The 23,705-nt window shown below is 70.4% G+C and carries 22 protein-coding genes; 9 read left to right on the plus strand and 13 right to left on the minus strand.

Features of this window, described 5'->3' with window-relative positions; all coding sequences use genetic code 11:
- Window positions 1-94 precede the first annotated feature (94 nt).
- Both crtI (OXS49_RS12990) and OXS49_RS12995 read right to left on the minus strand, forming a co-directional pair.
- Window positions 95-1,624, minus strand: coding sequence for a phytoene desaturase family protein (crtI, locus tag OXS49_RS12990; protein ID WP_267424627.1), 1,530 nt, complete (start codon window positions 1,622-1,624; stop codon window positions 95-97).
- A 97-nt stretch (window positions 1,625-1,721) separates the two neighbouring features.
- Window positions 1,722-2,567 carry a type 1 glutamine amidotransferase gene (locus OXS49_RS12995; protein ID WP_267424628.1) on the minus strand — a complete coding sequence of 282 codons (846 nt, stop codon included), beginning with the start codon at window positions 2,565-2,567 and terminating at the stop codon, window positions 1,722-1,724.
- A gap of 306 nt (window positions 2,568-2,873) precedes the next feature.
- Between OXS49_RS12995 and OXS49_RS13000 the strand changes: the two genes are divergently transcribed.
- Both OXS49_RS13000 and OXS49_RS13005 read left to right on the plus strand, forming a co-directional pair.
- Window positions 2,874-3,179 (plus strand): hypothetical protein, encoded by a 306-nt coding sequence (locus OXS49_RS13000; protein ID WP_267424629.1) that lies wholly within the window; start codon window positions 2,874-2,876, stop codon window positions 3,177-3,179.
- A gap of 47 nt (window positions 3,180-3,226) precedes the next feature.
- Window positions 3,227-3,706 (plus strand): cache domain-containing protein, encoded by a 480-nt coding sequence (locus OXS49_RS13005; RefSeq protein ID WP_244006274.1) that lies wholly within the window; start codon window positions 3,227-3,229, stop codon window positions 3,704-3,706.
- A 10-nt stretch (window positions 3,707-3,716) separates the two neighbouring features.
- Here OXS49_RS13005 and OXS49_RS13010 read toward each other — a convergent pair whose 3' ends face one another.
- From OXS49_RS13010 to OXS49_RS13030, 5 genes are all read right to left on the minus strand, one after another.
- The gene (locus tag OXS49_RS13010; RefSeq protein WP_244006275.1) at window positions 3,717-4,925 is read right to left on the minus strand and encodes an ABC transporter permease; all 1,209 of its coding nucleotides are present in this window, start codon (window positions 4,923-4,925) and stop codon (window positions 3,717-3,719) included.
- On the minus strand, window positions 4,922-5,899 hold the full coding sequence (locus OXS49_RS13015) for an ABC transporter ATP-binding protein (protein ID WP_244006276.1): 978 nt from the start codon (window positions 5,897-5,899) through the stop codon (window positions 4,922-4,924). The genes OXS49_RS13010 and OXS49_RS13015 overlap by 4 nt, the downstream gene beginning before the upstream one ends.
- 5 nt (window positions 5,900-5,904) lie before the next feature.
- Window positions 5,905-6,324 carry a DUF2141 domain-containing protein gene (locus OXS49_RS13020; protein WP_244006295.1) on the minus strand — a complete coding sequence of 140 codons (420 nt, stop codon included), beginning with the start codon at window positions 6,322-6,324 and terminating at the stop codon, window positions 5,905-5,907.
- Window positions 6,325-6,362: 38 nt separating this feature from the next.
- Window positions 6,363-7,952 carry a phytoene desaturase family protein gene (gene crtI, locus OXS49_RS13025; protein WP_267424638.1) on the minus strand — a complete coding sequence of 530 codons (1,590 nt, stop codon included), beginning with the start codon at window positions 7,950-7,952 and terminating at the stop codon, window positions 6,363-6,365.
- Between the two features lie 261 nt (window positions 7,953-8,213).
- Window positions 8,214-9,428: a YbfB/YjiJ family MFS transporter gene (locus tag OXS49_RS13030; RefSeq protein WP_267424640.1), complete on the minus strand. Its 1,215-nt coding sequence runs from the start codon at window positions 9,426-9,428 to the stop codon at window positions 8,214-8,216.
- A gap of 74 nt (window positions 9,429-9,502) precedes the next feature.
- On the opposite strand from OXS49_RS13030, the gene OXS49_RS13035 reads away from it, so the two are divergent.
- Window positions 9,503-10,378: a LysR family transcriptional regulator gene (locus OXS49_RS13035; RefSeq protein ID WP_267424642.1), complete on the plus strand. Its 876-nt coding sequence runs from the start codon at window positions 9,503-9,505 to the stop codon at window positions 10,376-10,378.
- A gap of 220 nt (window positions 10,379-10,598) precedes the next feature.
- On the opposite strand, the gene OXS49_RS13040 is transcribed toward OXS49_RS13035, so the two are convergent.
- From OXS49_RS13040 to croR, 5 genes are all read right to left on the minus strand, one after another.
- Window positions 10,599-11,915 (minus strand): TadE/TadG family type IV pilus assembly protein, encoded by a 1,317-nt coding sequence (locus OXS49_RS13040; protein WP_267424644.1) that lies wholly within the window; start codon window positions 11,913-11,915, stop codon window positions 10,599-10,601.
- 286 nt (window positions 11,916-12,201) lie between these two features.
- Complete coding sequence (locus OXS49_RS13045) at window positions 12,202-12,813, minus strand: TadE/TadG family type IV pilus assembly protein (protein WP_244006281.1); 612 nt, start codon at window positions 12,811-12,813, stop codon at window positions 12,202-12,204.
- Window positions 12,813-13,436: a TadE/TadG family type IV pilus assembly protein gene (locus tag OXS49_RS13050; RefSeq protein WP_267424646.1), complete on the minus strand. Its 624-nt coding sequence runs from the start codon at window positions 13,434-13,436 to the stop codon at window positions 12,813-12,815. The genes OXS49_RS13045 and OXS49_RS13050 overlap by 1 nt, the downstream gene beginning before the upstream one ends.
- 205 nt (window positions 13,437-13,641) lie before the next feature.
- Window positions 13,642-14,472, minus strand: a complete 831-nt coding sequence (locus tag OXS49_RS13055) for an RNA methyltransferase (RefSeq protein WP_267424648.1) — start codon at window positions 14,470-14,472, stop codon at window positions 13,642-13,644.
- 1 nt (window position 14,473) lies between these two features.
- The gene (gene croR, locus OXS49_RS13060) at window positions 14,474-14,947 is read right to left on the minus strand and encodes a 3-hydroxybutyryl-CoA dehydratase (RefSeq protein ID WP_244006284.1); all 474 of its coding nucleotides are present in this window, start codon (window positions 14,945-14,947) and stop codon (window positions 14,474-14,476) included.
- Window positions 14,948-15,132: 185 nt separating this feature from the next.
- Between croR and OXS49_RS13065 the strand changes: the two genes are divergently transcribed.
- Both OXS49_RS13065 and OXS49_RS13070 read left to right on the plus strand, forming a co-directional pair.
- On the plus strand, window positions 15,133-15,738 hold the full coding sequence (locus OXS49_RS13065) for a cation transporter (RefSeq protein WP_244006286.1): 606 nt from the start codon (window positions 15,133-15,135) through the stop codon (window positions 15,736-15,738).
- An 8-nt stretch (window positions 15,739-15,746) separates the two neighbouring features.
- On the plus strand, window positions 15,747-16,598 hold the full coding sequence (locus OXS49_RS13070) for a metallophosphoesterase (protein WP_267424657.1): 852 nt from the start codon (window positions 15,747-15,749) through the stop codon (window positions 16,596-16,598).
- 313 nt (window positions 16,599-16,911) lie between these two features.
- Here OXS49_RS13070 and OXS49_RS13075 read toward each other — a convergent pair whose 3' ends face one another.
- A complete protein-coding gene (locus OXS49_RS13075) occupies window positions 16,912-18,357 on the minus strand; it encodes a saccharopine dehydrogenase NADP-binding domain-containing protein (protein ID WP_244000912.1) in 1,446 nt (481 codons plus the stop codon).
- A gap of 372 nt (window positions 18,358-18,729) precedes the next feature.
- Between OXS49_RS13075 and OXS49_RS13080 the strand changes: the two genes are divergently transcribed.
- From OXS49_RS13080 to OXS49_RS13095, 4 genes are all read left to right on the plus strand, one after another.
- Window positions 18,730-18,906 carry a hypothetical protein gene (locus OXS49_RS13080; RefSeq protein WP_244000910.1) on the plus strand — a complete coding sequence of 59 codons (177 nt, stop codon included), beginning with the start codon at window positions 18,730-18,732 and terminating at the stop codon, window positions 18,904-18,906.
- 114 nt (window positions 18,907-19,020) lie between these two features.
- Entirely contained in the window at window positions 19,021-19,710 is a 690-nt protein-coding gene (locus tag OXS49_RS13085; RefSeq protein WP_267424661.1) for an invasion associated locus B family protein, read from the plus strand.
- Window positions 19,711-19,845: 135 nt separating this feature from the next.
- Window positions 19,846-23,232, plus strand: a complete 3,387-nt coding sequence (locus tag OXS49_RS13090; RefSeq protein WP_267424746.1) for a hypothetical protein — start codon at window positions 19,846-19,848, stop codon at window positions 23,230-23,232.
- Window positions 23,229-23,693 (plus strand): AAA family ATPase, encoded by a 465-nt coding sequence (locus tag OXS49_RS13095; RefSeq protein ID WP_267424663.1) that lies wholly within the window; start codon window positions 23,229-23,231, stop codon window positions 23,691-23,693. The genes OXS49_RS13090 and OXS49_RS13095 overlap by 4 nt, the downstream gene beginning before the upstream one ends.
- The last annotated feature ends 12 nt before the right edge of the window (window positions 23,694-23,705 follow it).

Here is a 23,705-nt window from a genome sequence, read left to right on the forward strand (position 1 = left end):
GAGCCTAGTTCTGCCGCGTCGCGCTGCCCCCCTCCCGACCCCCTTCGGGGGCCATCCTCCCCCGCAGAGGGGGGAGGGAAGGGCGGCGCGGATCTCACGCCGTGGCGCGCAAAGCGCCGCGCGCGTCCTGATCGTGCGCGTCGGCGGCGATCCAGCCGGACATCATCACCATCGGCATGCCGGGCCCCGGATGGGCGGCACCGCCCGCGAGATAGAGGCCGCGCACCTGCCGCGAGCGGTTGCCGGGCTTGAACGCCCCCATCACCCGCCCGTGCGAGGCCAGCCCGTAGATCGCGCCGTTTAGCACCCGATAGCGCTCGTGGATGTCCTGCGGCGTCAGGTGACGCTCGACCACGATACGCTCCTCCAGATCCGGCATGTTGGCGGTGCGCTTGAGCTTGTCGAGGATCGTCCGGCGGTAGTTCTGGAACAGCGGGCCGTCCGGGCGCCAGTCGTGGTGGGGGCGCAGATACGGCGTGTGCACGAGGACGTACAGCGCCTCGCCGCCCTCCGGCGCCACGCTCGGATCGGTGGACGAGGGGGCGGCCAGATAGGCGGTCGGGTCCGGGGCCGGCTCACCCTTGTTGTAGATGTAGTCGAACTCCTCCTCCGGATCGCGGGAGAAGACGAAATCGTGGTGGTTCAGGTGCTCGTAGCGCTTGTTCAGGCCGAGGTAGAGCACCACGCCCGAGCAGGCCGGCTCGGGGTTCTTCTTGGCGTAGGCCTTGGCAGCATCACCGCCGACGAGTTCGCGGTAGGTGCGCACTGAATCCATGTTGGAGATCACCGCGTCGAACGGCGTGACGCCGGCGGCGGTGCGTACCCCGCGGACCGCGCCGTTGGCGGTCTCGATGCCGGTCACCTCGGTGTCGGTTTTGCAGGTGGCGCCGAGTTCCTGGGCGAGCTTCGCCAGCCCCTCGGCGACGGCCCGCGTGCCGCCCATCGGGTACCAGACCCCGTCGGCCGTCTGCATGTGCGCGATGGCGCAGAGCACCGCCGGCGCACCGTAGGGCGAGGAGCCGACATACTGCACGAAGTGGTCGAGCATCTGCGCGAGCCGGGCATCCTTGACCTTGCCGCGGATCGTCGAGGCCACGGAGGCGTGCATGCGCAGGGAGAGCACGTCGCGCAGCGTGCCGGGGTTCATGTTGGCGCGAATATTGATCGTGTCGAACAGGTCCTCGACCGGCTTCCAGAAGAAGAATCGTTCCGAAACCCCGTGCAGATGCTCCGAAATGGAGAGGAATTTTTTATAACCTTCGCCGCTGCCGGGGGCGAAGCGCTCCATGTCGCCTGCCATCCGCTCGACGTCCTGCATCAGGTCGATCTGGCTGCCGTCGTCGAAGAAGCAGCGCCATTGCGGGTCGAGGCGGCGCAAATCCATGTAGTCGTGGACCGAGCGGCCGGCCTCGGCGAAAATCCGTTCCAGCACCCGGGGTACGGTCAGGATGGTCGGGCCCATGTCGAAGCGGAAGCCGCCCTCGTGCAGCACCGCCGCCTTGCCGCCGAGCCAGCCGTTCTTGTCGTAGACCGTCACGCGGTGGCCCCGCGCGGCGGCGACGCATGCGGCCGCGAGTCCGCCAAGCCCGCTGCCGATGACGGCGACCGTAGAATCCTGGGTCATCCTGATGGGTCGCTCCCGAGGCCGTGAGGCGGCCCTCGCCAGCGAAGCTAGACCCACGACCGGGCGGGTCAACGCGCCACCCGGTCGCGGCGCAGGTCTATTCGTCCACGCTTGTGGACAGACGGGCCAGGAAGTTGCCGATTTCCCGGCGACGCAGCGTCGCGTCCAGGATTTCCGGGCCGATCCCGTGGCGCCACGCAAGGCGCCGGGCCGCCCCCACGTCCGGTCCACCGAGGCCGGCAATCTCGTCGGCATAGGCGGCCACCGCCCCGGCATCCTCCGCGAAGCCGGCCTCCACGAGGGCCGTATCGCAAAGGCGCAGCATGGCGGCGAGTTCGTCGAGGTCGAGTTCCGGATGGTACTGCGTCCCCCAGAACCAGCCGGTGCCGTAGCGGATCTCGATCGCCTGGATGCCCAGCATCGGGTTGCCGGCGAGCACGCGGGCGCCCGGCGGCGGCTGCAGCACCGCGTCCGAGTGGATTGCCGGGGCGTCCCAGGCGGCCGGCCGGCCGGCGAGCAGAGGATGGGTCCGGCCCTCCTCGGTCGGCGTGATCGACCGGGCGAAGCCGTATTCGGGGCCGCGCGGGTTCTCGGCGGCCTTGCCTCCAGCCACCGTGGCGGCGACCTGGACGCCCCAGCACGAGCCGAAGATCGGCCGCCCTGCCTCCAGGGCCGCGCGCATCAGATCGACCTGCCGGGTCACTTCGGGCGTGCCCTCGGAGACCTTGAGGGTCGATCCGGTGAAGATCACGCCGTCGAAATCATCGAGCCCGGCCGGCAGCGCGGCGTCCGCATCGGCCGGGCTGACGAAACGGCAGGTTGTCCCGGGGGCGAGGGCCCGCACCACGGCGGCGTAGGACTCGGCCGAAGTCCGGCCCGTGGCGGCGACGTGCCGGCCGCGGGCCGCACGATCGTTGCCGTCGGCGATGAGCAGGCGGAGCATAGATTCGTCTCGTCAGGCGGGACCGGACCGTGACCGATCACGCCGGCCGTGTCCGCGCGCCCCTGGTCGCAGGACCAGCGCGGATCGTCGCGCCCCCGGTTTCCGGGCCTGACTTGCGACAGGCTGGCCGAAGCCGCGGCCGACCGAGCGCCGGCAATCGTGTCGTCCGCCCCGGTCGCTTGGCGCGCACGAAACGGTGATCGGAACGGAAGCGCGATACACCCCAAACGGATGATGCTTTCCGGCCAATCACAGCAATATTCAGCATAGGTCTAATACAAAGACGTGATCGGCAGGGAGGTTGAAATGCCGGATCTCGCTGAGATGGAGCTGTATTGTCTGGAGTCGCGGGGGCTGATTGCCCGGGCCGAGGATGCCGTGCAGCGCCTCGTCGAGGACGGCGCCTGCGAGGGCCATCGCCTGATCGCCGCGCAGGGGCTCACGGCGATGCGACACCTCCACCGGATCATCGAGCTGCAACGCAACCGCCTTGCTTTCGAGGCCCTGCCCAATGCCGTCGGCCCGACGGTCCCGCCCCCGCGGCGCCGGTGGCTGGCGACCCTGCGGCAACGCCTGACACCTGGCGGTCCCGCCCTGGAAACGCGGGCCTGACCGGCCGCGGGATCGAAAGCCGGATGGTGCTGCGGTGAGGTGAGGCCATGGCGAGAGCCCTGCTGATCTGGCCGGTGCTGCTCCTGCTCGGCGCGACGCTACCCGCGTCCGGGAAGCGCTCGCCGCCGGTCTTCCATCAGGCCGTGGAGATCGAGAAGCTCGTCAACCGGGCGGCCGAGTTCCTGGAGGAGCGCGGCCCCGCCGCCTTCACCGAATTCCGGCAGAAGGGCAGCGGATGGCGCTACGGGGATGTCTATCTGTTCGTTGTCGACATGCGGGGCGTCGTGCTGTTCAACGCCGCTTATCCGAACCGCGAGGGGCGGGACCTGCTCCACGAGCGCGACGCCGATGGGAAGCAATTCCATCGGGACTTCATCGAGACCGTCGGCCAGTTCGGCTCGGGCTGGGTCGATTACATGTTCCCGAGGCCGGGGCAGGCGGTACCCACCGTGAAATGGAGCTACGTCTGCGAGACCCACGTCGCGGGCGCGGGGGCGCTGATCGGGGCCGGCGTCTACGTCGAATAGTGTCGTCCGGTCAGGCCGTACGTCGGGCCACCAGCGTGAGGGCAAGACCGAGTCCGCCGAGTGCCAGGCCCCCCAGAACCGCCAGCGCCGGAGCCGCGACGGCGAACCCTTCGCTCAACGCGTTCTGATAGGCATCGATCGCCCAGGCGTTGGGGGTGAGCCAGCCGGCCTGCTGCAGCCAGGGCGGCATCAGGAAGCGCGGCACCATCGAGCCGCCCACCGCCGAGAGCAGCAGGACCCCGAAGGTCGAGGCGAGGTGCGCCTGCTGGCGGGACGCCGCGAGGGCGCAGGCCGCGAGCGCCAGTCCCGCCGCCATGGCCGAGACCAGCAGGCAGGTCGCCAGGAAGGCCGGCCAGTGCGGGCCGATCTCCACCCCGTAGAGGAGTGCGGCGGCCAGGAAGATCAGCCCCGCCTGCACGACGCCCTGAAGTGTCAGAAAGCCGAACTTGCCGAGCACCACCACCGGAAGCCCGCCCGGACCGGCCATCAGCCGCTCGGCGAGGCCGGTCTCGCGCTCCTCGACCAGCGACATCGCCCCCTGCATGGCGGCAAACAGCAAGAATACGGCCGTGATCGCCCCCGCGTAGTAGCTGATCCGGGCGTTCGCCGTGCCGGCGGCGGTGCTGCGCCGCTCGACCAAGTCGGCGAAGCCGAACGGCTCCTTCTTGGCCCGCTGCTCGGCGAACGCCTCGTCGAGGAAGCGGCGTTCGTCCGGGCCGATCTTGCCGCTGCGCTCCACGTCGGCGACGATCCGCGACAGGACCACGTCGGGCAAGGCCGCGTTCAGCACGCGCTGGAGCTGGCCGAGCGCGATCGGCGTCGCCAGCGCCTTGGCGGGATTCTCAACCAGCACCACCGGCTGGTCGGCCGGTCCGGGCGCGCCCTCCGCGGGAGCCGCGATCAGGTCGCCCCGCAGGGCGAGCGCCACATCGACCTCGCCCGAGCGCACCGCTTCGGCGACGCCGACGAGGTCGGTCACGGGCAGGCGCGTCACCCGCAGGGACGGATCGGCCGCCAGCGCATCGGTGAGGCGCCGCGTGGCGGTGGTCTGCGCGAGATCGGCAAGTCCGAGATGAATGCGGATCCGGTCGCCGGTCGCCCCGGAGAAGATCGCCGCAAAAATCGAGAACATCACGGTCGGCAGCACGAAGGCCATGACCAGCGCGGCGCGGTCGCGCAGCAGGCTGAGCGCCATCACGCGGAACGCGGCACCGATCATCGGGCCATCCCCGCCCGCAGGGTGGTGGTCCCGCTGTCGTTCGCCTCGCGGGGCCGAAGGGCGTCGAGGTAGAGCGCTTCCAGCCGCGGAGCGCGTACCCGGACCTCGGCCACCGGTATGCCCTGGGCCCGCAGGGCTCCGAGCAGGGCGGCTCCGTCGAGCCCGGAGCGCTCGACGGAGCGCCAGACGAGGCCATCCGGTTCGGCGGCCGCAAAGCCGGCCCGGCGCAGGGACGCGGCTGCAGCTGCGTCCGCCGGGACCGTCAGACCGAGCTCCCGCTCGGGCGCGCCCGTGCGCAGCTGCGCGAGCAGATCGGCGAGGCGGCCTGCGCGCACGATCCGGCCCTGCGCCAGGAATGCGACCTGCGAGGCCAGACGCTCGGCTTCCGCAAAGTCGTGGGTGGCGATCAGGATCGCGGTGCCGGCCGCCTTCAGCCGGTCGAGGACGGCGTGGATCGCCGCGCGGGCGGCGAGGTCGACACCGCTCGTCGGCTCATCGAGCAGGACCAGACTGGGTCGGTTCATCAGGCTCGCGGCGATGTTGACCCGGCGTCGGTAGCCCCCCGACAGGGTTCCCACCGGGCGCCGCGCGACCTCGGCGATGTCGGCCATCGCCAGCGCGGCCTCCACGGCCGCTCTCCGGTCGCGCCGGGCGACACCCGCGAGTTGGCCGAACACGCCAAGATTCTCGGCGACCGTCAGCTTCGGATAGAGGGCGATCTCCTGCGGGACCCAGCCGATGGCGCGGCGGGCGCTGCCCGCGCGGTGCGGATCCGCACCGCCGACCCGCACGGATCCCGCGCTCGGGCCGAGCCGGCCCGCCACGAGGCGCATCAGGGAGGACTTGCCGGCCCCGTTCGGGCCAAGGAGCGCCAGGGTCTCGCCGGCTTCGAGGTCGAGATCGACGCGCTCCAGGACCCGCCGCCCGCCGAGGTCGAGACCGACGCCCGCGATCCTGACCAGGGGATCGCCCATCCGCGTCAGCGCCGCGGCAGGGCGCGGGCGAGGCGCACGCGGATGGAGCCGCCCGGCTCCCGCAGGCTGAAGGCCGCTTCGGCGAAATCCGGCCGCGCCCGGCGCCCGGCGACGCCTGAGAATCCATAGGGTTCGAGCGGCAGGCCGAGCCCGGTACGGTCGAGGCGGCCGTTGCCGTTCGCATCCTGATAGGCCGCCACCGCGTAGGTCCCGGTCGGCACGCCCTGGAAGGTGAACTGGAGCCGGCCGGCGGAGGCCGAGGCCTCATCGCCCCGGGCGCAGGCGGCTTCCGCGAGGCTCCCCTGGCACAGGGCGACCCGCACCGGGCCGCCGCCGGGCTCGATCCCGTCGATCTCGACCTGCACGGTCGCGGCCGTCGCCGGTACGGTGGCACAGAGCGTGCCCGCCACGACGAGCCCGGGCAGACCGTGCCGTCGACCCGACCTCCGAACCCCCGGCCGGCTCACGAGGCCTCGCGGGAGGTGGCCAGCGGTGCGGTCTCGGGGATGCCGGCGGAGGCGGCCGCGCGGGCACCGGCCAGTTCCTCGATCAGCAGACGGGCCGAGATGCGGGCGCCCTCGTAGATCACCGGCAGGCCGGAGCCCGGATGGGTGCCGCCGCCCACGATGTAGAGCCCTGGCCCGAAGCGGTTGTGGGGCCGGAAATACAGCATCTGCATCAGGTCGTGGGCGAGGTTGAAGGTAGCGCCCTCGTGGACGGCGAAATCCTCCTCCCACTGGGTCGGGTCGATGATCCGCTCGTAGCGGATCCGGGATTCGAGATCCGCGATCCCGAGGAGCTTCAGCCGCTCCATGATTAGGGCGCGGTAGCTCGCCCGCTGGGCGGCCCAGTCGATCCCGGACTTCAGGTTCGGCACCGGCACGAGCACGTAGAGGGCAGTCTGTCCGGGGGGCGCCATGCCGCCGTCGGTGTAGCCAGCATGCTGCACGTAGAGCGAGGGCTGCATCGGCAGCGTGCCCTCGGTGATCTCGCGGATGTTCTTCTCGTAGCCCTCGGCGAGCAGGATCGTGTGATGCCCCAGGCTCTCGGGCATGTTTCCCTCGATGCCGAGGTAGAGCATGAAGGTCGAGCAAGAGAGCCGCGCCTTCTGGATCTTCGCGTCGCGCCAGCGCGGTCGGTGCCGCTCCGGCACCAGGGCACGCACCACCTTGGCAAAGTCGCCGTTGATCAGCACCGCGTCGGCGTTGAAGGTCTCGCCGTCCGCCACGACGCCGTTGGCGCGCTTGCCGTCGAACAGCACCCGCTCGACGCTGGTGTTGAGCCGCAGATCGACGCCCATACGGCCGGCCAGACCCGCCATGGCGTCCGAGACCGCGCCGCAGCCGCCAACCGGGTGGTAGACCCCGTGCTCGTATTCGAGAAACGACAGGATCGTGAACAGGCTCGGGCACCGGAACGGCGACATGCCGAGGTACTTGGTCTGGAACGAGAAGGCGAGGCGCACCCGCGGGTCCGCGAAGTAACGCTTCAGGTCGCGGTCGACGCTCCGGCCGGGATGCAGGTAGGGCAGGGCGGCGAGCATCGCCGGGCTCGCGAGGCTGCGCAGGGTGTGGAAGGCCTGCTGCAGGATCGGCTTGAAGTATTCGAGCTTGGTCCGGTTCTCGGTGAAGAACGCCTGCACGTTCTTGGCGTCGTCCGGCGCGAGGCGGGCGATCTCCTGCTCCATGCGGGCGATGTCGCCGGTCGCCCGGATCGTCCCCGAGATCCCGCTCTCGCCCTCGAACACGAGGTGGTATTGCGGATCGAGCCGTTCGAGCTTGACGTGGTCCTCCAGCCGCTCGCCGCAGCTGGCGAAGATGTCGGCCAGGATCTGAGGATAGAGGAAGAAGGTCGGTCCGATATCGAACTTGTAGCCGCCCGGCGCCGACACCGTCTTGGTGCGGCCGCCGACCTGGCTGTCCTTCTCGAACAGCGTCACGTGGATCCCGGCCCGCGCCAAAAGCAGGGCGGAGGCCAAGCCTCCCGGACCGGCGCCGACCACGGCTACCCGGCGACCGGTCAGCGCCCGCAACCCATTCCCAGACTGAAGCAACGCCGCCGACTCCCTGTCGATTCCCCCGCACGCCCAATGGTCAAGCTAGGCCATCTCGCGCCGGCGGCAATTGCTGCCGTTTGTCGCGCGCAGAACGAACTGGGCGATTATACCGGGACAACCTTACCGGGTGGCCGTCGTGTCGATAGCCCCTGTTCCGGGGCGATCGGTCGAGGGGCCTCAGGATGGGGCATGGCTTTCAGCCCGTGGTGTGATGCGTTCTCTTATGCCGAATCGATGTCCAGTTCGGTGGAGAGCGCATCAAGGGACGGGTCGCGCGGACCGCCACAGCCATAAGGCTGTCAGGATCAGCAGCAGCGTGGCAACCGCGCCGGTCCAGCTCAGCGCGTCCCAACCGCCCCAGCGCCCGGAGCCGAGGGCACGCACCAGCAGCGGGCCGGCGATCTGCCCGGCCGCGAAGGCGGCGGTCATGCGGCCCAGGAGCGGCGTCGGATTGTCGGGCCGCGCCTCGCGGGCCAATTGCAGGCCCGCCATGGTGGCGACCATGAAGGTGCCGCCCACGAGGATCGCCGACACCGCGATGGCCGGCAGGGTCGGGACGAACAGGGGCAGGGCTGTGCCGAGCGCCATGACGCCCTGCGCCAGCGCCCAGATCCGCTGGCGGGAGCCATGGGGCAGGAAGCGCGCCACCGCGGCGACCGAGAGCGCGGCCGCGAGGCCGAACAGCGGCCATGTCAGCCCGAAGACCAGCGGATCGGGCGTCAGCGCCCGCGCCATGGAGGGCAGGAAGGTCGCCGGAACGATGTAGCCGAACCCGAAGGTTCCGTAGCAGACCACGAGGGAGAGCTGCCGGCTCCGGGGCATCGGCGCGGCGGATGCGGCCTCCCGTTCGGTGATTTCGGCCGTCTGCGTGTCCGCTCTGGAGGATGGCGCGGAGGATTGCGCCCAGACGAAAAGCGCGCCGGCGCCGGCAATGACGCCCAGTTCGAGCCAGAGCCGCTGCGCCGGCTGGCGTCCGCCGAGCCACGTCAGCAGGCCGGCCAGGGCGATGCCGAGCCCGACGCCGGTGTAGACCCAGGCCCCGGCCTGCCCGGCCCGCCGCCGGGCGAGTTCGGCCAGGCACCAGCCGCTCGCGCAGACCAGCGCCCAGGCGCTGAACACCCCGGCGCCGCCGCGCAGCGCGAGGCCGAGCACCGCGGCCGACCCAGGCTCGATCGCCGCCATGGCGAGGGTCGTCAGCGCCACGCCGAGCAGGCTCAGCAGCAACCCGCGCCGCGGATCGCCCGCGAACCAAGCGGCGGTCAGCGCGCCGAGGAAGTAGCCGAGGTAATTGGCCGCCGCCCATTCCGCGCCGGCCGCCGGGCTCAGGGTACCGTCGCGGACCATCAGCGGCAGGAGCGGCGTGAAGGCGAACCGGCCGATCCCCATGGCGACCGCCAGGGCGACGAGGCCGGACCCGATGATCGGCCCAATCGTGGGCTGTGTTCCGGCGGCGGCGGGCTGCGTCGTGCTCATCGGGTCCGTTGAACACGGCTCCGACCGTCTTGGAAAATGAATTTTTGTGACCTATCGTTCTTGTCATGAGAACAATGGATCTCGACGACCTGGACATCTTCCGCAGTGTTGTGCGCGAGGGCGGGGTGACACGGGCCGCGGCGCACCTGCACCGGGTGCCCTCCAACGTGACCACCCGGATCAAGCAGTTCGAGGAACGCCTCGGCGTCGCGCTGTTCCGCCGCCAGGGGCGTAGCCTCGCGCTGACGGAGGCCGGGCGGACCCTGCTGGGCCATGCGGAGAAGCTGCTGCAGATGGCCGATCAGGCCGAGCGGGATCTGCGCGGCGGAACCGTGCGCGGCGTGCTCCGGCTCGGCTCCCTGGAGAGCGCGGCCGGCGCGCGGCTGCCGCCGATCCTGTCGGCCTTCTACGCGCGGTATCCGGATGTCGCGATCGAGTTGCGGACCGGCACGACCCGCGCGCTGCTGCGTCAGCTCGACGGTTTCGAAATCGAGGCGGCCTTCATCTCGGAGCCGTTCGAGCGTCGAAGCCTCGCGTCGGTTCACGTCTTCGACGAGGATCTCGTGCTGATCACCGGCAAGGGCGCGAGGACGATCCGCGCGGCGGTCGCGCTGGGCGGACGCACCGTCGTGGCCTTCCCGCACGGGTGCTCCTACCGCGCCCGCCTCGTCGCGTGGCTGGACGGGGAGGGTGCGTCGCCCGAGCGGGTGCTGGAGATGAATTCCTACCACGCCATCGTGGCCTGTGTGGCGGCGGGCACGGGGGCGGCGATCGTGCCGAGCGAGATGCTCGACCATGCCGTTCTGAGCGACGCAGTGCAGCGCCATCCGCTGCCCGAGCGCCTGCGCCGCAATCGCACGCATCTCGTCTGGACCGGGGAGGCGAGTGCGCCGCTGCAGGCGCTCATGGCGCTGCTCCCGAAGCCGGCCGCCGATGCCCGGGCGGCGTGAGGTGGCAGTGGTCTCAGTCGCCTATCGGGTCGGCAGACAAAGCGCTGGCCCATCTCGGCGCATGCCTTCCCTGTCGAGCGTGCGTGAAATCTGAGATCCATCCACGGGTGGACGCCGGCAGTGCGGCGACGAGCATTCCCCCAGGCGCCGTCTCTTTGATACTGCCGAGAGCGACAGCCGCGTCGCGGGCGCGACGAACCGTGCTCGCCGCACGGGCGCGTCAATTGCTCAGTCTGACGGAGGCGACGGCGGTCGAGAACAGCTGGAGCATGGCGGCCGTGATGTCGCCGCCGGAGGCGACGGGGAAATACAGGCCGTCCGACGCGCAGGCCTTCAGCATCGGCCCGATCTGGTTCTCGTACGGCTTGACGTTAGATACGTAAAAAGGATTGTCGTAGATCGGAAGATATTGGGTGTAGATGATCCCGATGCGAACGTTGTTGTTCTTTAGGGTATTGCAGGTCGACGGACTGAACGGGCCGATGAAGCGATTGCTGTTGTTCTGAAACCCGGCGCTCTGGTTGGTGACGGTGCCGCCGGTATCCTCGACGCCGTCGGTCACGAAGAAGAGGAATCGGATCGGCGATGCCGACGTCGTACCCGTCCCGCTGGCCGGGATCGTCGTGTTCATCTTCGCAATGGCACGCTCGAAATCGGTCTGATTGTCGGACTGACTGTAATACGCGTAGGCGATGTCGATGTTGGCCGCCGCCGTCTTGATCTGGCTCAGGGTCGGCGTCATGGCCTGCAACCGCGTCTGGGTCGCGGAATCGTTGAAGGTCCACATCTCCATCTGGAACTGCTGGCTCAGCGACATGCTGGCGTTGGCCTGATCGACCAGCGCCGAGACCGAGTCTCTCAGGACTTGAATGCGCAGTTTGATGTTGTTCTTCTGCGCAACGTGGTAATAGTCGTTCAGATTGTCGCCGGTTACATTGCCCTGGCTGTCGTAGGTGTGCTCGTGACAGGCGAAGGCGCAGCGGTCGTTCGTCGCGTTCTTCATGTTGTTGACATCGGTATCGGTTGCCGCAAGTCCCATTGACGGGGAATTGTCGAGCAGCAGGTAAAAACTGATGTATTGGAACAGATTGCGGGTACTGGCCAAAGTTGCGCCGATGTTCATCGACGTGACTTTCATCATCGAGGCCAAGCTGGTTTTTACGGTGGCGGTGTAGCTCGCCGTCAAGCTCAACGTCGAGGTTCCGTTGACTGGTGTCCCGGGCGTGAAGGTGGTGACGTTCACGCCGGGGACTTTGGCGGCCTCGGTCCGGAACTGCGTCTCCATGTTCTGGAGATTGGTTTGCGTGATGGTGTTGGTCTTTTGGGACATGACCGCGAGGACGGCCCCATCGAGCGCGGCGTCGAGCCGTGCCTTGGCGGCGTTGCGACGGCCGTAATCGATGGCGGCGGCGGAGGCGAACAGGATCGGGATCGCCATGAGGGCGAGGGTGATCGCGACCTGGCCGGAGCGCGCCCGCCGGTAATCCGTCAGGCGCACGCGGAGGGAGCAGATGGCGCGGTCAGGAAACAACGACACGGTACCCTCGCGCGGTTGGGCGCCCTGCCGGTGGACCTGGGGGCGTCCGGCCGGAGCGCGATGGAACACAGGCTGGAATAGGGACGATGCTGGTCCCGACCGTCGCGATCGGGGGTTGGCGTCCGGTTGTTGGTCGTGCCTCATCGCGTCCGGAAGACCGAAGCCCCCGTCGCAGGATGAGGCTCTCGAGCGGTGCCCGATCGCGTTGCAATCGAGCCCCCCTCGAAGCCTTCGTTTGTGCGCGCTCTCTTGCGCCGAACCGGTGTCCACTTCGGCGGAGAGCGCTCTAGTAGGTCGGGCAGGCCACACCGCCCGGCATGACGATCTCGTTGATGGTCCGCTGCGACCATGGGATCTGCCGGGTGAAGGTCAGACCGCGCGCACCGAAGATCCAACGGTAGAGGGCGCTGCCGATGATCGGCGTGTAGGCCATCGACACCTCCGCCAGGATGTAGCGCGCCCCGTCGAACTGATAGGCGGCCGGCGTAGCCGGCAAACCGTTCGTCCCGTTGATCTGCTGGGCGGGGCGCTGGGTCGCGTTCTGGGGCCAGCTGGAGCACACGCCGCCGTAGAGGGTGCCGTAGACCGACTCGACGCCCATGGCGTTGACGACGATCTGGAGGCCCGAAGCGTCCAGCGGCCGGAGGATCGCGGTCGCCGCGCCGGCGATCGTCGTCATGTCGGCGGCGGAGGGTTTCGGGTTGTCGGCGCGCCCCGAGAGGTCGGCCAGCGTGCGGGCGAACAACGTCAGCTTGCGGTTCGCATCGAGGACGCGGGTCAACTCGACGGTGCCGAAGTAGATGGCAATCAGCACCGGGAGAACCAGGGCGAACTCGACCGCGGCGATGCCCCGCCCGTCGGCCCGGAAGCGTTTCAGGGTCTGCGAGAGGGCGGTCATCACGAGCAGACGGACTTGGTGGTGTAGGGCTCGATCTTGAACACGGTCGCGGCCTGGAGCACGCGCCGCTTGTTCGGCAGGTTTGCCGTCGCCGCGCCGAGGAACGGGAAGAAGACCGGGATGTCGACGGCTGCCTGGACCACCATGATCGAGGACGCTCCACCGCAGGTGTAGCTCTGGAAGTTCGGGTTCCAGTCGCTGACGCCGTTGGTGTTGAAGGCGACGGGCGAGACCGTCGTGGCTCCGGCGTAGCTGGCGGCCGGCGTGATGCTGACGCGGACATTGGCGCAGTTGAAGATCGTCACCCGCGGGGCGCCGTTCGGCTGCGTGCAGATCGCGGTCCGGAACCGGCTCAGCAGTGTCGCCGCGTCGGTCGTGCCGGCATTCGCGGTCTGGAACGAGCCCGTATAGATCTGGCGCCCGGCCTCGACGACGGCCTGCTGGATGATCTCCTGCTCCCAGGTGACGAGCCCGTTCTCGAGACAGGCGCCGACCATGGCGAGGAACGGCAGCGCGACGAGCCCGAACTCGACCGCCGTTGCACCGCTCCGCTCACGCCACAGCCGTGCGGCCGGATTTGGCAGCCTCAGCCAATGGCGCGCGACATGATTTGATGTTCTCACGGTCCGACCCGCCGGGTTGCGGTACTACAGCCGGATAGACCATGGAAATCTTACGTTTTTGCGTATGCGGTCGCGGAAACTAGGGCGGGAGATTGATCACGTTGTATTCTGTGGTTGTATCGCGGAAATTCTTTCAACCAAAGATCTCAATCTCGCGCTGAGCGGACCGGACCTGTGATCCCGGGCGTGGCGTCTGCGCTGGACCTTATCGTTCGACGTCGAGACGCCCCTGGCCGCACGCGATCTTGTGAAGGGCAATGCCCGCCGCGGTGGCGACGTTGAGGGAATCGAAGCCCGCCGCCATCGGGATGCGGACCGGCCGTGCCCGCGCGAGAATCGCCGTATCGAGCCCCGGCCCCTCCGTGCCCAGGATCAGGAGCGCCCGCTTGGGGGCTGCGTGCTCCTCCAGGGTCTCGGTTGCGCCCGGGCTGAGCGCCAGCGCCTGGAGGTCGAGCGATTCGGCGAGCTGCAGCCAGTCCTGGTCCACGGCGAGCCGCGCGAAGGGCTGGATCAGCGCGGCGCCGGCCGAGACCCGGATGCTCTTGCGATAGAGCGGATCGCAGCTCGCGGCGTCGAGGACCACGGCATCCGCCCCGAAGGCGGCGGCGTTGCGGAAGGCGGCACCGACATTGTCGTGGTTGGTCAGGCCCGCGAGGCCGAGCACCAGGGCCGGCGCGGGCGCGGGCGGCACGAGCGCCGCCGCGTCGGGCTCTGCACCGCGCAGGCCGACCGCCAGCACCCCGCGATGGATCGGGAAGCCCGCCACGGCGCTCATCACGGCCCGGCTGGCGCGGAAGACCGGCGGCGGCGCAGGGCATGCCGCCACGGCCTCTGTGAGGCCCGGCCACCGTTCCGGCAGGAGCAGGATCGATTCGGCGCGGAAGCGGCTGCGTCGGCCGAGCAGCAGCCGCAGGGTCACCTCGCCCTCGGCGATGAAGCGCCCGGCGCGGCCCACGAGGTCGCGCTCGCGCATGCGGGTGTAGGGTTCGAGGCGCGGATCGTCCGGATCGGTGATCGTCTCCGGAACCGGCTCCACCTCAGCCCTGCTGTCGCTCGGTGCGGATGGCGAGCGGGTCGGCCTCGGCCTTGGTCGGCACCTTCACCAGTGCCTCGCCGTCGAGGACCGTCTCCCCCGCCACCGAGCACTGGCAGGCGAGCCGTGCGCGCCGGCGCTCGGGCATCAACTCGGCGACCGTCACGGTCACCTCCACGACATCGCCGATCCGCACCGGCGCGCGGAAGTTCAGGGTCTGCGAGATGTAGACCGCGCCCGGTCCCGGCAGGCGGGTGCCGAGCACCGCCGAGATCAGCCCGGCGGTGTAGAGGCCGTGGGCGATGCGGGTGCCGAACGGCGTGCGGGCGGCGAAATGCTCGGACAGGTGGATCGGGTTGCGGTCGCCGGTGATCTCGGCGAAGCCGACCACGTCCGAGGACGCGATGGTCTTCGACAGGGTCTCCGACAGCCCGACCTCGAGATCCTCGAAAAAGAGAACGCGCAATTCGGGCAGCATGACTCGGCAGACCTCCGCTTCCGGCCTGCGACGCCTTGCGCGCCCGGCCCTCTGCTGGCCTCGCACGATCACGGAATCGAATCCACCCGGACGAAGGCGTAAGAGCCTCGAACTTTCTTGAGGCGCGGGCAGGGTTTTCTCAACAGCCCTCGACAGGACTGCCCGGGTCGGCGAAGACGCGCCCCGTGATTGCCGATGATGCCGCCCGGCCCGCGCCGCCCGCCCTCCGCCCCGTCGTCGCCCGTGTGGCGGCGCTGAACCTCGGCTATTTCGGGATCGAGATCGCGGTCGCGCTCGCCATCGGCTCGGTGGCGCTGATCGCCGACAGCCTCGATTTCCTGGAGGACGCAGCGATCAACCTGTTGATCTTTGCGGGTCTCGGCTGGAGCGCGCGCAACCGCGCCCGCCTCGGCACCGCCATGGCGGGCATCCTGCTCCTGCCGGCGCTCGCGGGCGCCTGGGCGGCCTATGGGAAAATCTCGGATTTCGTGGCCCCTTCCGCCCTGCCGCTGACCCTTGCCGGGCTCGGGGCGCTCGCCGTGAACCTGACCTGCGCCGCCATGCTCGCCCGGCACCGGACCGGCTCGGGCAGCCTGACCCAGGCGGCCTATCTCTCGGCCCGCAACGATGCCTTCGCCAACCTCGCGATCATCGCGGCCGGGCTGGTGACCGCCCTCTACCCATCGCCCTGGCCGGATCTCGTCGTGGCGGCGGGGATCGCGATCCTCAACGCCGATTCCGCCGCCGACATCCTCAAGGCTGCGGCGGCCGAGCGCCGGGCCGCCCGGTAATCACAGCCATGCGCATCTTCCCGATCTCGGATCTCCACATCGAACGGCGCCGCCTCGACCTGATCGCGCCGCCGAGCGAGCCGTTCGACCTGCTCGCCTGCCCGGGCGATCTCTACGAGGGGCATCCCGAGCGCGGTTTGGCGGGTCTGCTGCACCTCGCGCAGGGGCGGCCCGTCGTGCTGGTCCCTGGCAACCACGAGCGCTACGCGCCGACCGGCGACGGCCGCACCGCGCCGGAACTGCTGGCGGCCCTGGACTCGGAGGTCGCGCGTCTGAACGGGCTCGGCGCCCGGATCCACCTGCTCCAACGGGCGCAGGCCTGCGTCATCAATGGGGTGCGCTTCGTCGGCACGACCCTGTGGAGCGACTGGACGCTGGCCGGGCGCTGGCTCGACGCCGACACGCCCGGGCGCCCGGAGGATCCGATCGCCTACGCGGCCGCGCGCATGACCGACCCGGTCACCGGCTCGCGGGAATATCTGGGTTCGATCCGGAAGGCCGACGGCAGTCCCTGGCAGCCCGCGGACGCGATGGCCGAGCACCAAGCCGAGCGGGCGGCCCTGCACGCCGCGCTCCGGATCCCGCATGACGGTCCCACCGTGGTGATCACCCACCATCCGGCGAGCCCGCGCGCGGCCGATCGCTACCGGGACGAGCCCGGCGTCCCCTGGTGGGTGCCGGCCTTCTACGCCTCCACGGCGCTCGACGACCTCACCGATGCCGAGCGGCCGGATCTCTGGATCTCCGGGCATTTCCATGCCGGCCACGACATGGCGGTCGGGCGCTGCCGCTGGGTCTCGAACCCCGTCGAGGGGGCGACCTACCGGCCGGATTTCGTGTTGGGCGTCGGTGGTGCGTGACGCCGGCAATGCGACGGCAGGCCGAGTTGCGGAGGGCTACGATGTTCCGGCCTCATCGATGAATGGGGTTGCGGGACGACGAGGCGCGTCACCCTCCCCCCTCGGCGGGGGAGGGTGAGCCGGCCGTCAGGCCGGGTCGGGAGAGGGGAACCCGGCTTCCGAAAAGGCGGAGCCGTTGTGAGGGCTACAGCCTCCTTCTGCACCGTGGCTCCCCTCTCGCGGGACTTCGTCCCGGCCCGACCCCCTTCGGGGGCCGCCCTCCCCGCAAAGGGGTGAGGGAGGGGGCGTATCCAATCCAGAACCTGGCTAAACCTCAGCCGTGGACCAGCACGTTCCGGAACTGCCACGGATCGCTGGTGTCGATGTCCTCCGGGAACAGCCCCGGGCGGTCGGTGAGCGGCGTCCAGTCCGTGTACACGCCCACGACCGGGCCGAGATACGGGGTCTGGACCTCCAGGCAGCGGCGGAAATCCATCTCGTCGGCCTCGACGATCCCGGCTTCGGGGTTCTCCAGCGCCCAGACCATGCCGGCGAGCACCGCCGAGGTCACCTGCAGGCCGGTGGCGTTCTGGTAGGGGGCGATCCGGCGGGTCTCCTCGATGGAGAGCTGCGAGCCGTACCAGTAGGCGTTCTTCTTGTGGCCGTAGACCAGCACGCCCAGCTCGTCGATGCCGTCGACGATCTCGGTCTCGTCGAGGATGTGGTGCTGCTCCTGCACCTTGGCGGCCTTGCCGAACATCTCGTGGAGCGACAGCACCGCGTCGTCGGCCGGGTGGTAGGCGTAGTGGCAGGTCGGCCGGAACACCGCCTGACCGCCCTCGCGCACCGTGTAGTAGTCGGCGATCGAGACCGCCTCGTTGTGGGTCACGAGGAAGCCGAACTGCGAGCCGGCGGTCGGCACCCAGGTGCGCACGCGGGTGTCGGCGCCCGGCTGGAGCAGGTAGATCGCGCAGCGCGAGCCCTTCTCCTGCTCGCGGGCATTGTCGGGCTTCCAGGTCTCGTGCGTGCCCCAGCCGAGCTCGGCGGGCTGGTTGCCCTCGGAGACGAAGCCCTCGACCGACCACGTGTTGACGAAGACGCCGCGCGGCTTCGGATTCTTGGCGCGCTGGGTATCGCGCTCGGCGATGTGGACGCCCTTCACGCCCAGATCCTTCATCAGGCCGGCCCATTCGGCCTTGGACCTGGGCTCCGGCCGCTGCAGGCCGGTATCCTGGGCGATGTTCAGGAGCGCCTGCTTGACGAACCACGAGACCATGCCGGGATTCGCGCCGCAGCACGAGACCGCGGTGGGGCCGCCGGGCTTCTGGGTGCGGGCGTCGAGGATGTCCTGCCGCAGCGCGTAGTTGGTGCGGTCGCCCTGGCTCTTGCTCTTGTCGAAGTAGAAGCCCGGCCAGGGCTCGGCCACCGTGTCGATGTAGAGGGCGCCGAGCTCGCGGCAGAGCTCCAGAATGGCGCGCGACGAGGTGTCGACCGACAGGTTCACGCAGAAGCCCTGGCCGCCGCCCTCGGTGAGGAGCGGGGTGAGCACCTCGCGATAGTTCTCAGGGGTCAGCGCCACCTTCTCGAAGCGCAGGCCGTGCTTCTCGGCGAGCGCCCGGTGGGTGTCGACCGGGTCGATCACCGTGAAGCGGGCCTTGTCGTACGCGAAATGGCGCTCGATCAGGGGCAGGGTGCCCCGGCCGATCGAGCCGAAGCCGATCATCACGATGGGGCCGCTGATGCGGCCGTGGATCGGGTGACGGGACGGCTGATCGGTCATACGGAAAATCCTCGGATCTGGCGGACGCGGCGGGCGTCCGCGCGGTCTGGCCAGCGGGCGGGTTATGGCGCGCATGTGACACTGCGGCGACAGGTCCACGCATGCGCAGCGGCGCGGCCGTTGGGGCCGTCGCCGAAAGCGGCTCAATGGCGGCTCGCCTGGGTCCGGTCAACCATCCGCTGCATCGAGACGTAAACGCAACGTTGACGTGTCGGCTCGTCGCCATGAGCCATACGCATGATGCATCCGCGTCCCGACCTGTGGCCGGCGCGGGCCGCATTCCTCATATTGCGATGCAACAAGGCCGCCGAGATGGCCACGCAGCCTGGGATTTTACGGAAACGTCCGAGCCACAGCCCGTCGGAGTCCGTCATGCTCGCTCTCATCACCTCTCGGATCCCCGGCCCGGTCACCGAGACCGTCGACCGCGATCCCGGCATCCTCACCCTCATGTTCGCCTGCGCCCGCGCGGTTCGCGGCGGCGCCGAGGTCGCGTTCGCCCGTCGCTGTGCCCTGGCCCGCGCCGTCGGCGGCCCCAACCCGCTCTGAGGTTTAGGACGCGGCGAGGCGGTTTCGGCGTCGGATCGGCCGGAGCAATTGCGTCGTCCCCGCTTGGGCTTTAGGCGGCTCTGCCGTTCCATGGCCTTGGGGGTTGTTGATTCCATGCCGACGATTCGCGCGTTCCTGCGCTCCAGCCTGACCGTCACGCTGCTGCTCGCCCTTCCGTTGGTGGCGCCGCGGGCTCAGGATGCCGAGCCGGAGGCCGCCCCGGCCGAGGCGCCGCCGAAGGCCCGGCCGAAGCCCAAGCCGAAGCCTGCCGCTCCGAAGCCGGTGGCCAAGCCTGCTCCCACAGAGGCAACGCCGGCAACACCTGCCGCCGCCTCGGCGCCCGCCCATGCCGCGTGGCCCACGGGCGCCAACTCCGTGACCGAGAGCTACGGCGACTGGTCCATGACCTGCACGCATCCCGGGGAGAAGATCACCTGCATCGTCGCCCAGGCGCAGGGCGATTCGCAGACGGGTCGGCGCAAGTTCGGCATCGAATTCCAGACGCCGAAGGAGGGCCGCGCCGAAGGGATCGTGCTGATGCCCTTTGGCCTCTCGATCGAGCCTGGCATCACCTTCAAGCTGGATGACCAGGTCCTCGGCAAGGGCGCACCCTACAGCGCCTGCGGGCCGGACGGCTGCTTCGTGCCGATCGGCTTCCCGACGCCGGCCCTCGATGGCATGCGGACCGCCAAGAAGCTGTTCGTGATCGGCCACAAGTCGGGCAGCAGCGATGACGCCACGATCACTGTTCCGCTGGAGGGATTCGCCCAGGCCCTCGACCGCGCCGTCGCCCTGAGCGGCTGACGGACAGAGCGATCCGGCGGATTTGCGGGTTACGGTTAAGGCCGCGTTAGTGGCCCCGCCGCAGGATGCCCGCGACATGTGGCGCCGCGCGCTGCGGCCCACAGCGCCGCGCGCCGGGATCGGATCGGCGAGGCGATGGGATCGGAGGGCGGGCGACCCCGGATCGGTCAGGGGCTCGGGCGGCGGCTGCTGCGCGGGTCGCTCCCGGTGCTCGCCCTGCTGGCGGTCATCGACCCGGCGCTGGCCGCCCGGCTGACCGGCGCCAAAGGCGCGGAGACCGGCACCGGTCCCGGTGGCTACGGCCGCATCGTGCTCACCTTCGACAAGCCGGTCATCGTCAAGGCGAAGCTCGCCGGCGGCGTGCTGCTCCTCGGCTACGGCGAGCGCGTCGGGCAGGGTCCCGAGCGGTTGGCCGAGGAAATGCCCGCCTACGTGTCGAGCGTGCGGCGCGACCCGGACGGGACCGGGTTGCGCGTCGCCCTGCAGCGGCCCTACCGGGTCAACCTGCAGATGGCCGGCGAGCGCATCTTCGTGGATCTGCTGCCGGAGGGCTGGGCCGGGTTGCCGCCCCCGCTGCCGCCCGAAGTGGTGGCCGAACTCGCCCGTCGCGCCAGGGTTGCCGAGGAAGCGCTCAAGGCCCGCATCCCCGAGCCGGTGCGCAAGCCCCTGTCGCTGGAATTGGCGCTCCTCCCGACGCTGACGCGCCTGTCGCTGCGGATGCCCGCGGAGGCCGTCACGACCCTCACCGCCGAGGGCAATACGACGCGGCTACGGGTCGTCGGCCCCTGGACCATCGACTCGTCCGGGACACGCGGGCGTCCCCGGCCCGGCATCGCCAAGCTGGCGACCGAGACCGATGCGACCTCGGCCAGCCTGCTCGTCACGCCCGAAGACGGATTCCAGATCGGCTCCGAGCGCGAGGACGGGGCCTTCCTCTTGGACGCCGTCCGGCGCAAGCCGGCGGAACCCGCCGGCACCGCCGTCGCGATACCCGGGCCGGCGACACCGGCACCGGTGGCTGCGGCGCCGGCCGTTCCCGCTCCTCCCTCCGCGCCGCCGGCTCGCGCTGAAGCGCCGGCCGTCGCCGAGCGTCCGCCGGCACCGCCGCCGATCCGCCCGGCCGGGTCCGGCCTGGTCTTCCCGTTCCATGCGCTGCCGCCAGCCGTGCTGTTCGAGCGCGGCGGTGTGGTCACGCTCGCCTTCGAGACCGCCGAGACGGTCCCGGCTCCGACCGGCCATCAGGGCCTGGTGCCGGTGGGAAGCCCCACCCGGACCGGACCGCTGACGATCCTGCGTTTCTCGGCACCCCAGGGCCGCTTGGTCGATCTCAACGCGGTCTCGACGGAGGGCGGCGTTGGCTGGGAACTCTCGGCGGGCGACGCCTTGAGCCCGAGCGATACGATCGACCCCCTGCGCAAGCCCGATAGCGCGGGCCGCATCGCGGTGTCCCTCGGCTTGCCCCGCCCGGGCTCGGCGACGTGGCTCGATCTCGACGGCGAGCGCATCGCGGTGGTCACGTCGGCGTCCCGGCGGCCGGTCGGCAATCCGAAGAACCGGCGGTTCGTGGATTTCGAGATCCTCCCGAGCCGGCACGGCCTCGCGGTGCTGGCCAGCGCCGACGACCTCGCGGTGCGCCCCGAACTCGACACGGTGACGATCGGCCGGACCGGGGGGCTCGCCACGTCGGCGACGGCGCGGAAGGACGAGGTCGCCCTGGCCGATCCGGGCACCCTCGCCATCACGCCCGAGGCCTGGAACCGGGCACGGTCCGGTGTGGTGCGCGATACCGTGCGCGGGGCGCTCGATGCCGCCGCGGCCGCCAATCCGGCCGATCGCGGCCCGGCGCGGCTCGCGCTGGCCCGCACCTATCTCGCCAATGGGCTCGATCCTGAAGCCCTGGCGGCGCTCGAAGCGGCGGCCGCCGACGATCCGCTGCTCGCGGGCCAGCGCGACACGGCCCTGCTGCGCGGCATCGCGCAGGTGCGGATGGGGCGCAACGCCGAGGCGTTGAAGGCTTTGTCCGTCCCGATCCTCGCCGGGAATCCGGAGGCGGCCCTGTGGCGGGCGATGGTCTCAGCCGGCGTTGGGGATTGGAAGGCCGCCGAGACCGGCTTCCTCAAGGTCCTGCCGCTGGCCCAGGAGTACCCCACGGATCTGGCGCAGACGATCCGCGCCGCGGCGGCGGAATCGGCGATCGAGAACGACGATGCCGAAACGGCCGCCGCCCGCGCCGGGGATGCCCGCGACCTGCCCCCCTGGATCCGCGACCGGCTGGCCCTGGTCCGCGCCCGCGTTTCGGAGGCGACCGGTCAGGTCAAGGCGGCGCTCGACGCCTATACCCGCCTGGAGAGGGAGGCGGTGCGTCCGGTCTCGGCCGAGGCAGCCCTGCGGGGCACCTTGCTCGCGCAATCCGCCGGCACGCTGACGCCGGAGGCCGCGACCGAGCGCCTGGAACGGCTCGCCCTGACCTGGCATGGCGGCCCGATCGAGGAGAGCATCACGGCCGGGGTGGCCCGCCTCCACCTCGCCGCCGGCCACTGGCGCCAGGCCTTCACGGCCGCGCGCCGGGCCAACGTCTTCGCGCCGAACGCCACGGCCTCGGTGGCGCTCACCCGCGAGGCGCAGATCGCCTTCGAGAACCTGTACCTCACCGACAAGGGGGAGAGCCTGTCGGGGGTCGAGGCCGTGGCGTTGTTCTTCGATTTCCGGGAGCTGAGCCCGATCGGGCGGCGCGGCGACGAAGTGGTGCGCCGGCTGGCCGACCGCTTGGTGCGCCTCGACCTTCTCGAACCCGCCGCCGATCTGCTGCAGTACCAGATCGACAACCGGCTCACCGGCCCGGCCCGGTCGGCGGTCGCGGCGCGGCTCGCCACGGTGCGGCTGATGGACGACAAGCCCCTGCAGGCGTTGAAGGTCCTCGATGCCACCGAGCTGCCGGAGTTGCCGGGCGAGCTGAAGCGTGCCCGGAACCTGATCCGCGCCCGCGCCCTCTCGGACCTGACCCGCACGGACCTCGCCCTTGAGACTCTCGAGGGAGAGGCCGGGCCGGACATCGAGCGCCTGCGGGCCGACATCTACTGGGGGGCCCGCCGCTGGCGCGACGCCGGCGAGACGCACGAGGCGCTGCTCGGCGAGGCGTGGCGGTCCGGCCAGCCGCTCGACGCGGCGTCCCGGGCCGATGCCATGCGCGCCGCGATCGCCTACAACCTCGCGGGCGAGGCGATCGGCCTGGAACGGCTCAAGGCGAAGTTCTCGGAGGCCATGGCGGCGAGCCCCGACGCGCGCACCTTCGCGCTGCTCACGGGATCCGACCCGACCCGCAGCCCGGGCTTCCGGGCGGTGGCGGCCCAGGCCACCAAGGCCGAGACGCTGTCGGCCTTCCTGGCCGAGTACCGCAAGCGCTACCCGGACGCCGCCACCCCCGACCGGGGGAAGGCCAAGGCCGTGGACGAGGGCGGTTCCGAGCCGCAGGGCGGTGATCGGCAGAGCAACGCCGAGACCCCCGGCACGCCCCCGGGATGAGCGCGCGGCGCGTCATCGATCCCGACGCCTTCCTGGAGACCGAAGCCGGGCGTGTCTGGACGCCGGAGCGGAACGCCGAGGCATGGCGCCGGGCCTTCGCGGCGTTGCGCGACCAGCTGGAGGCCCGGACCGTCGAACGGCTGGTGGTGGTCTGCGGCCTGCAGGGAGCGGGCAAGTCCTTCTGGATCGCCCGCCAGGAACCGGAGGCCGGGACGACCTATTTCGACGCGGCCCTGCCCGGCGCACGGCACCGCGCGCCGATCATCGACTGTGCCCGGTCCTACGGGATCCCCGTATCGGCGGTCTGGATCCGGACGCCGCTCGGCCGCGCCCTGGAACGGAACCGGCAGCGGCCCGCCGACCGGTGCGTGCCCGAGGCCAGCATCCGCTCCGTCGACCGCCTGTTCGAGCCGCCGACACCCGGCGAGGGCTTCGCCACGGTCCGGATCGTACAGGCCTGACGATGCCCGCTT

This window comes from Methylobacterium sp. GC_Met_2 (assembly GCF_026540795.1).
Classification (GTDB): Bacteria; Pseudomonadota; Alphaproteobacteria; order Rhizobiales; family Beijerinckiaceae; genus Methylobacterium.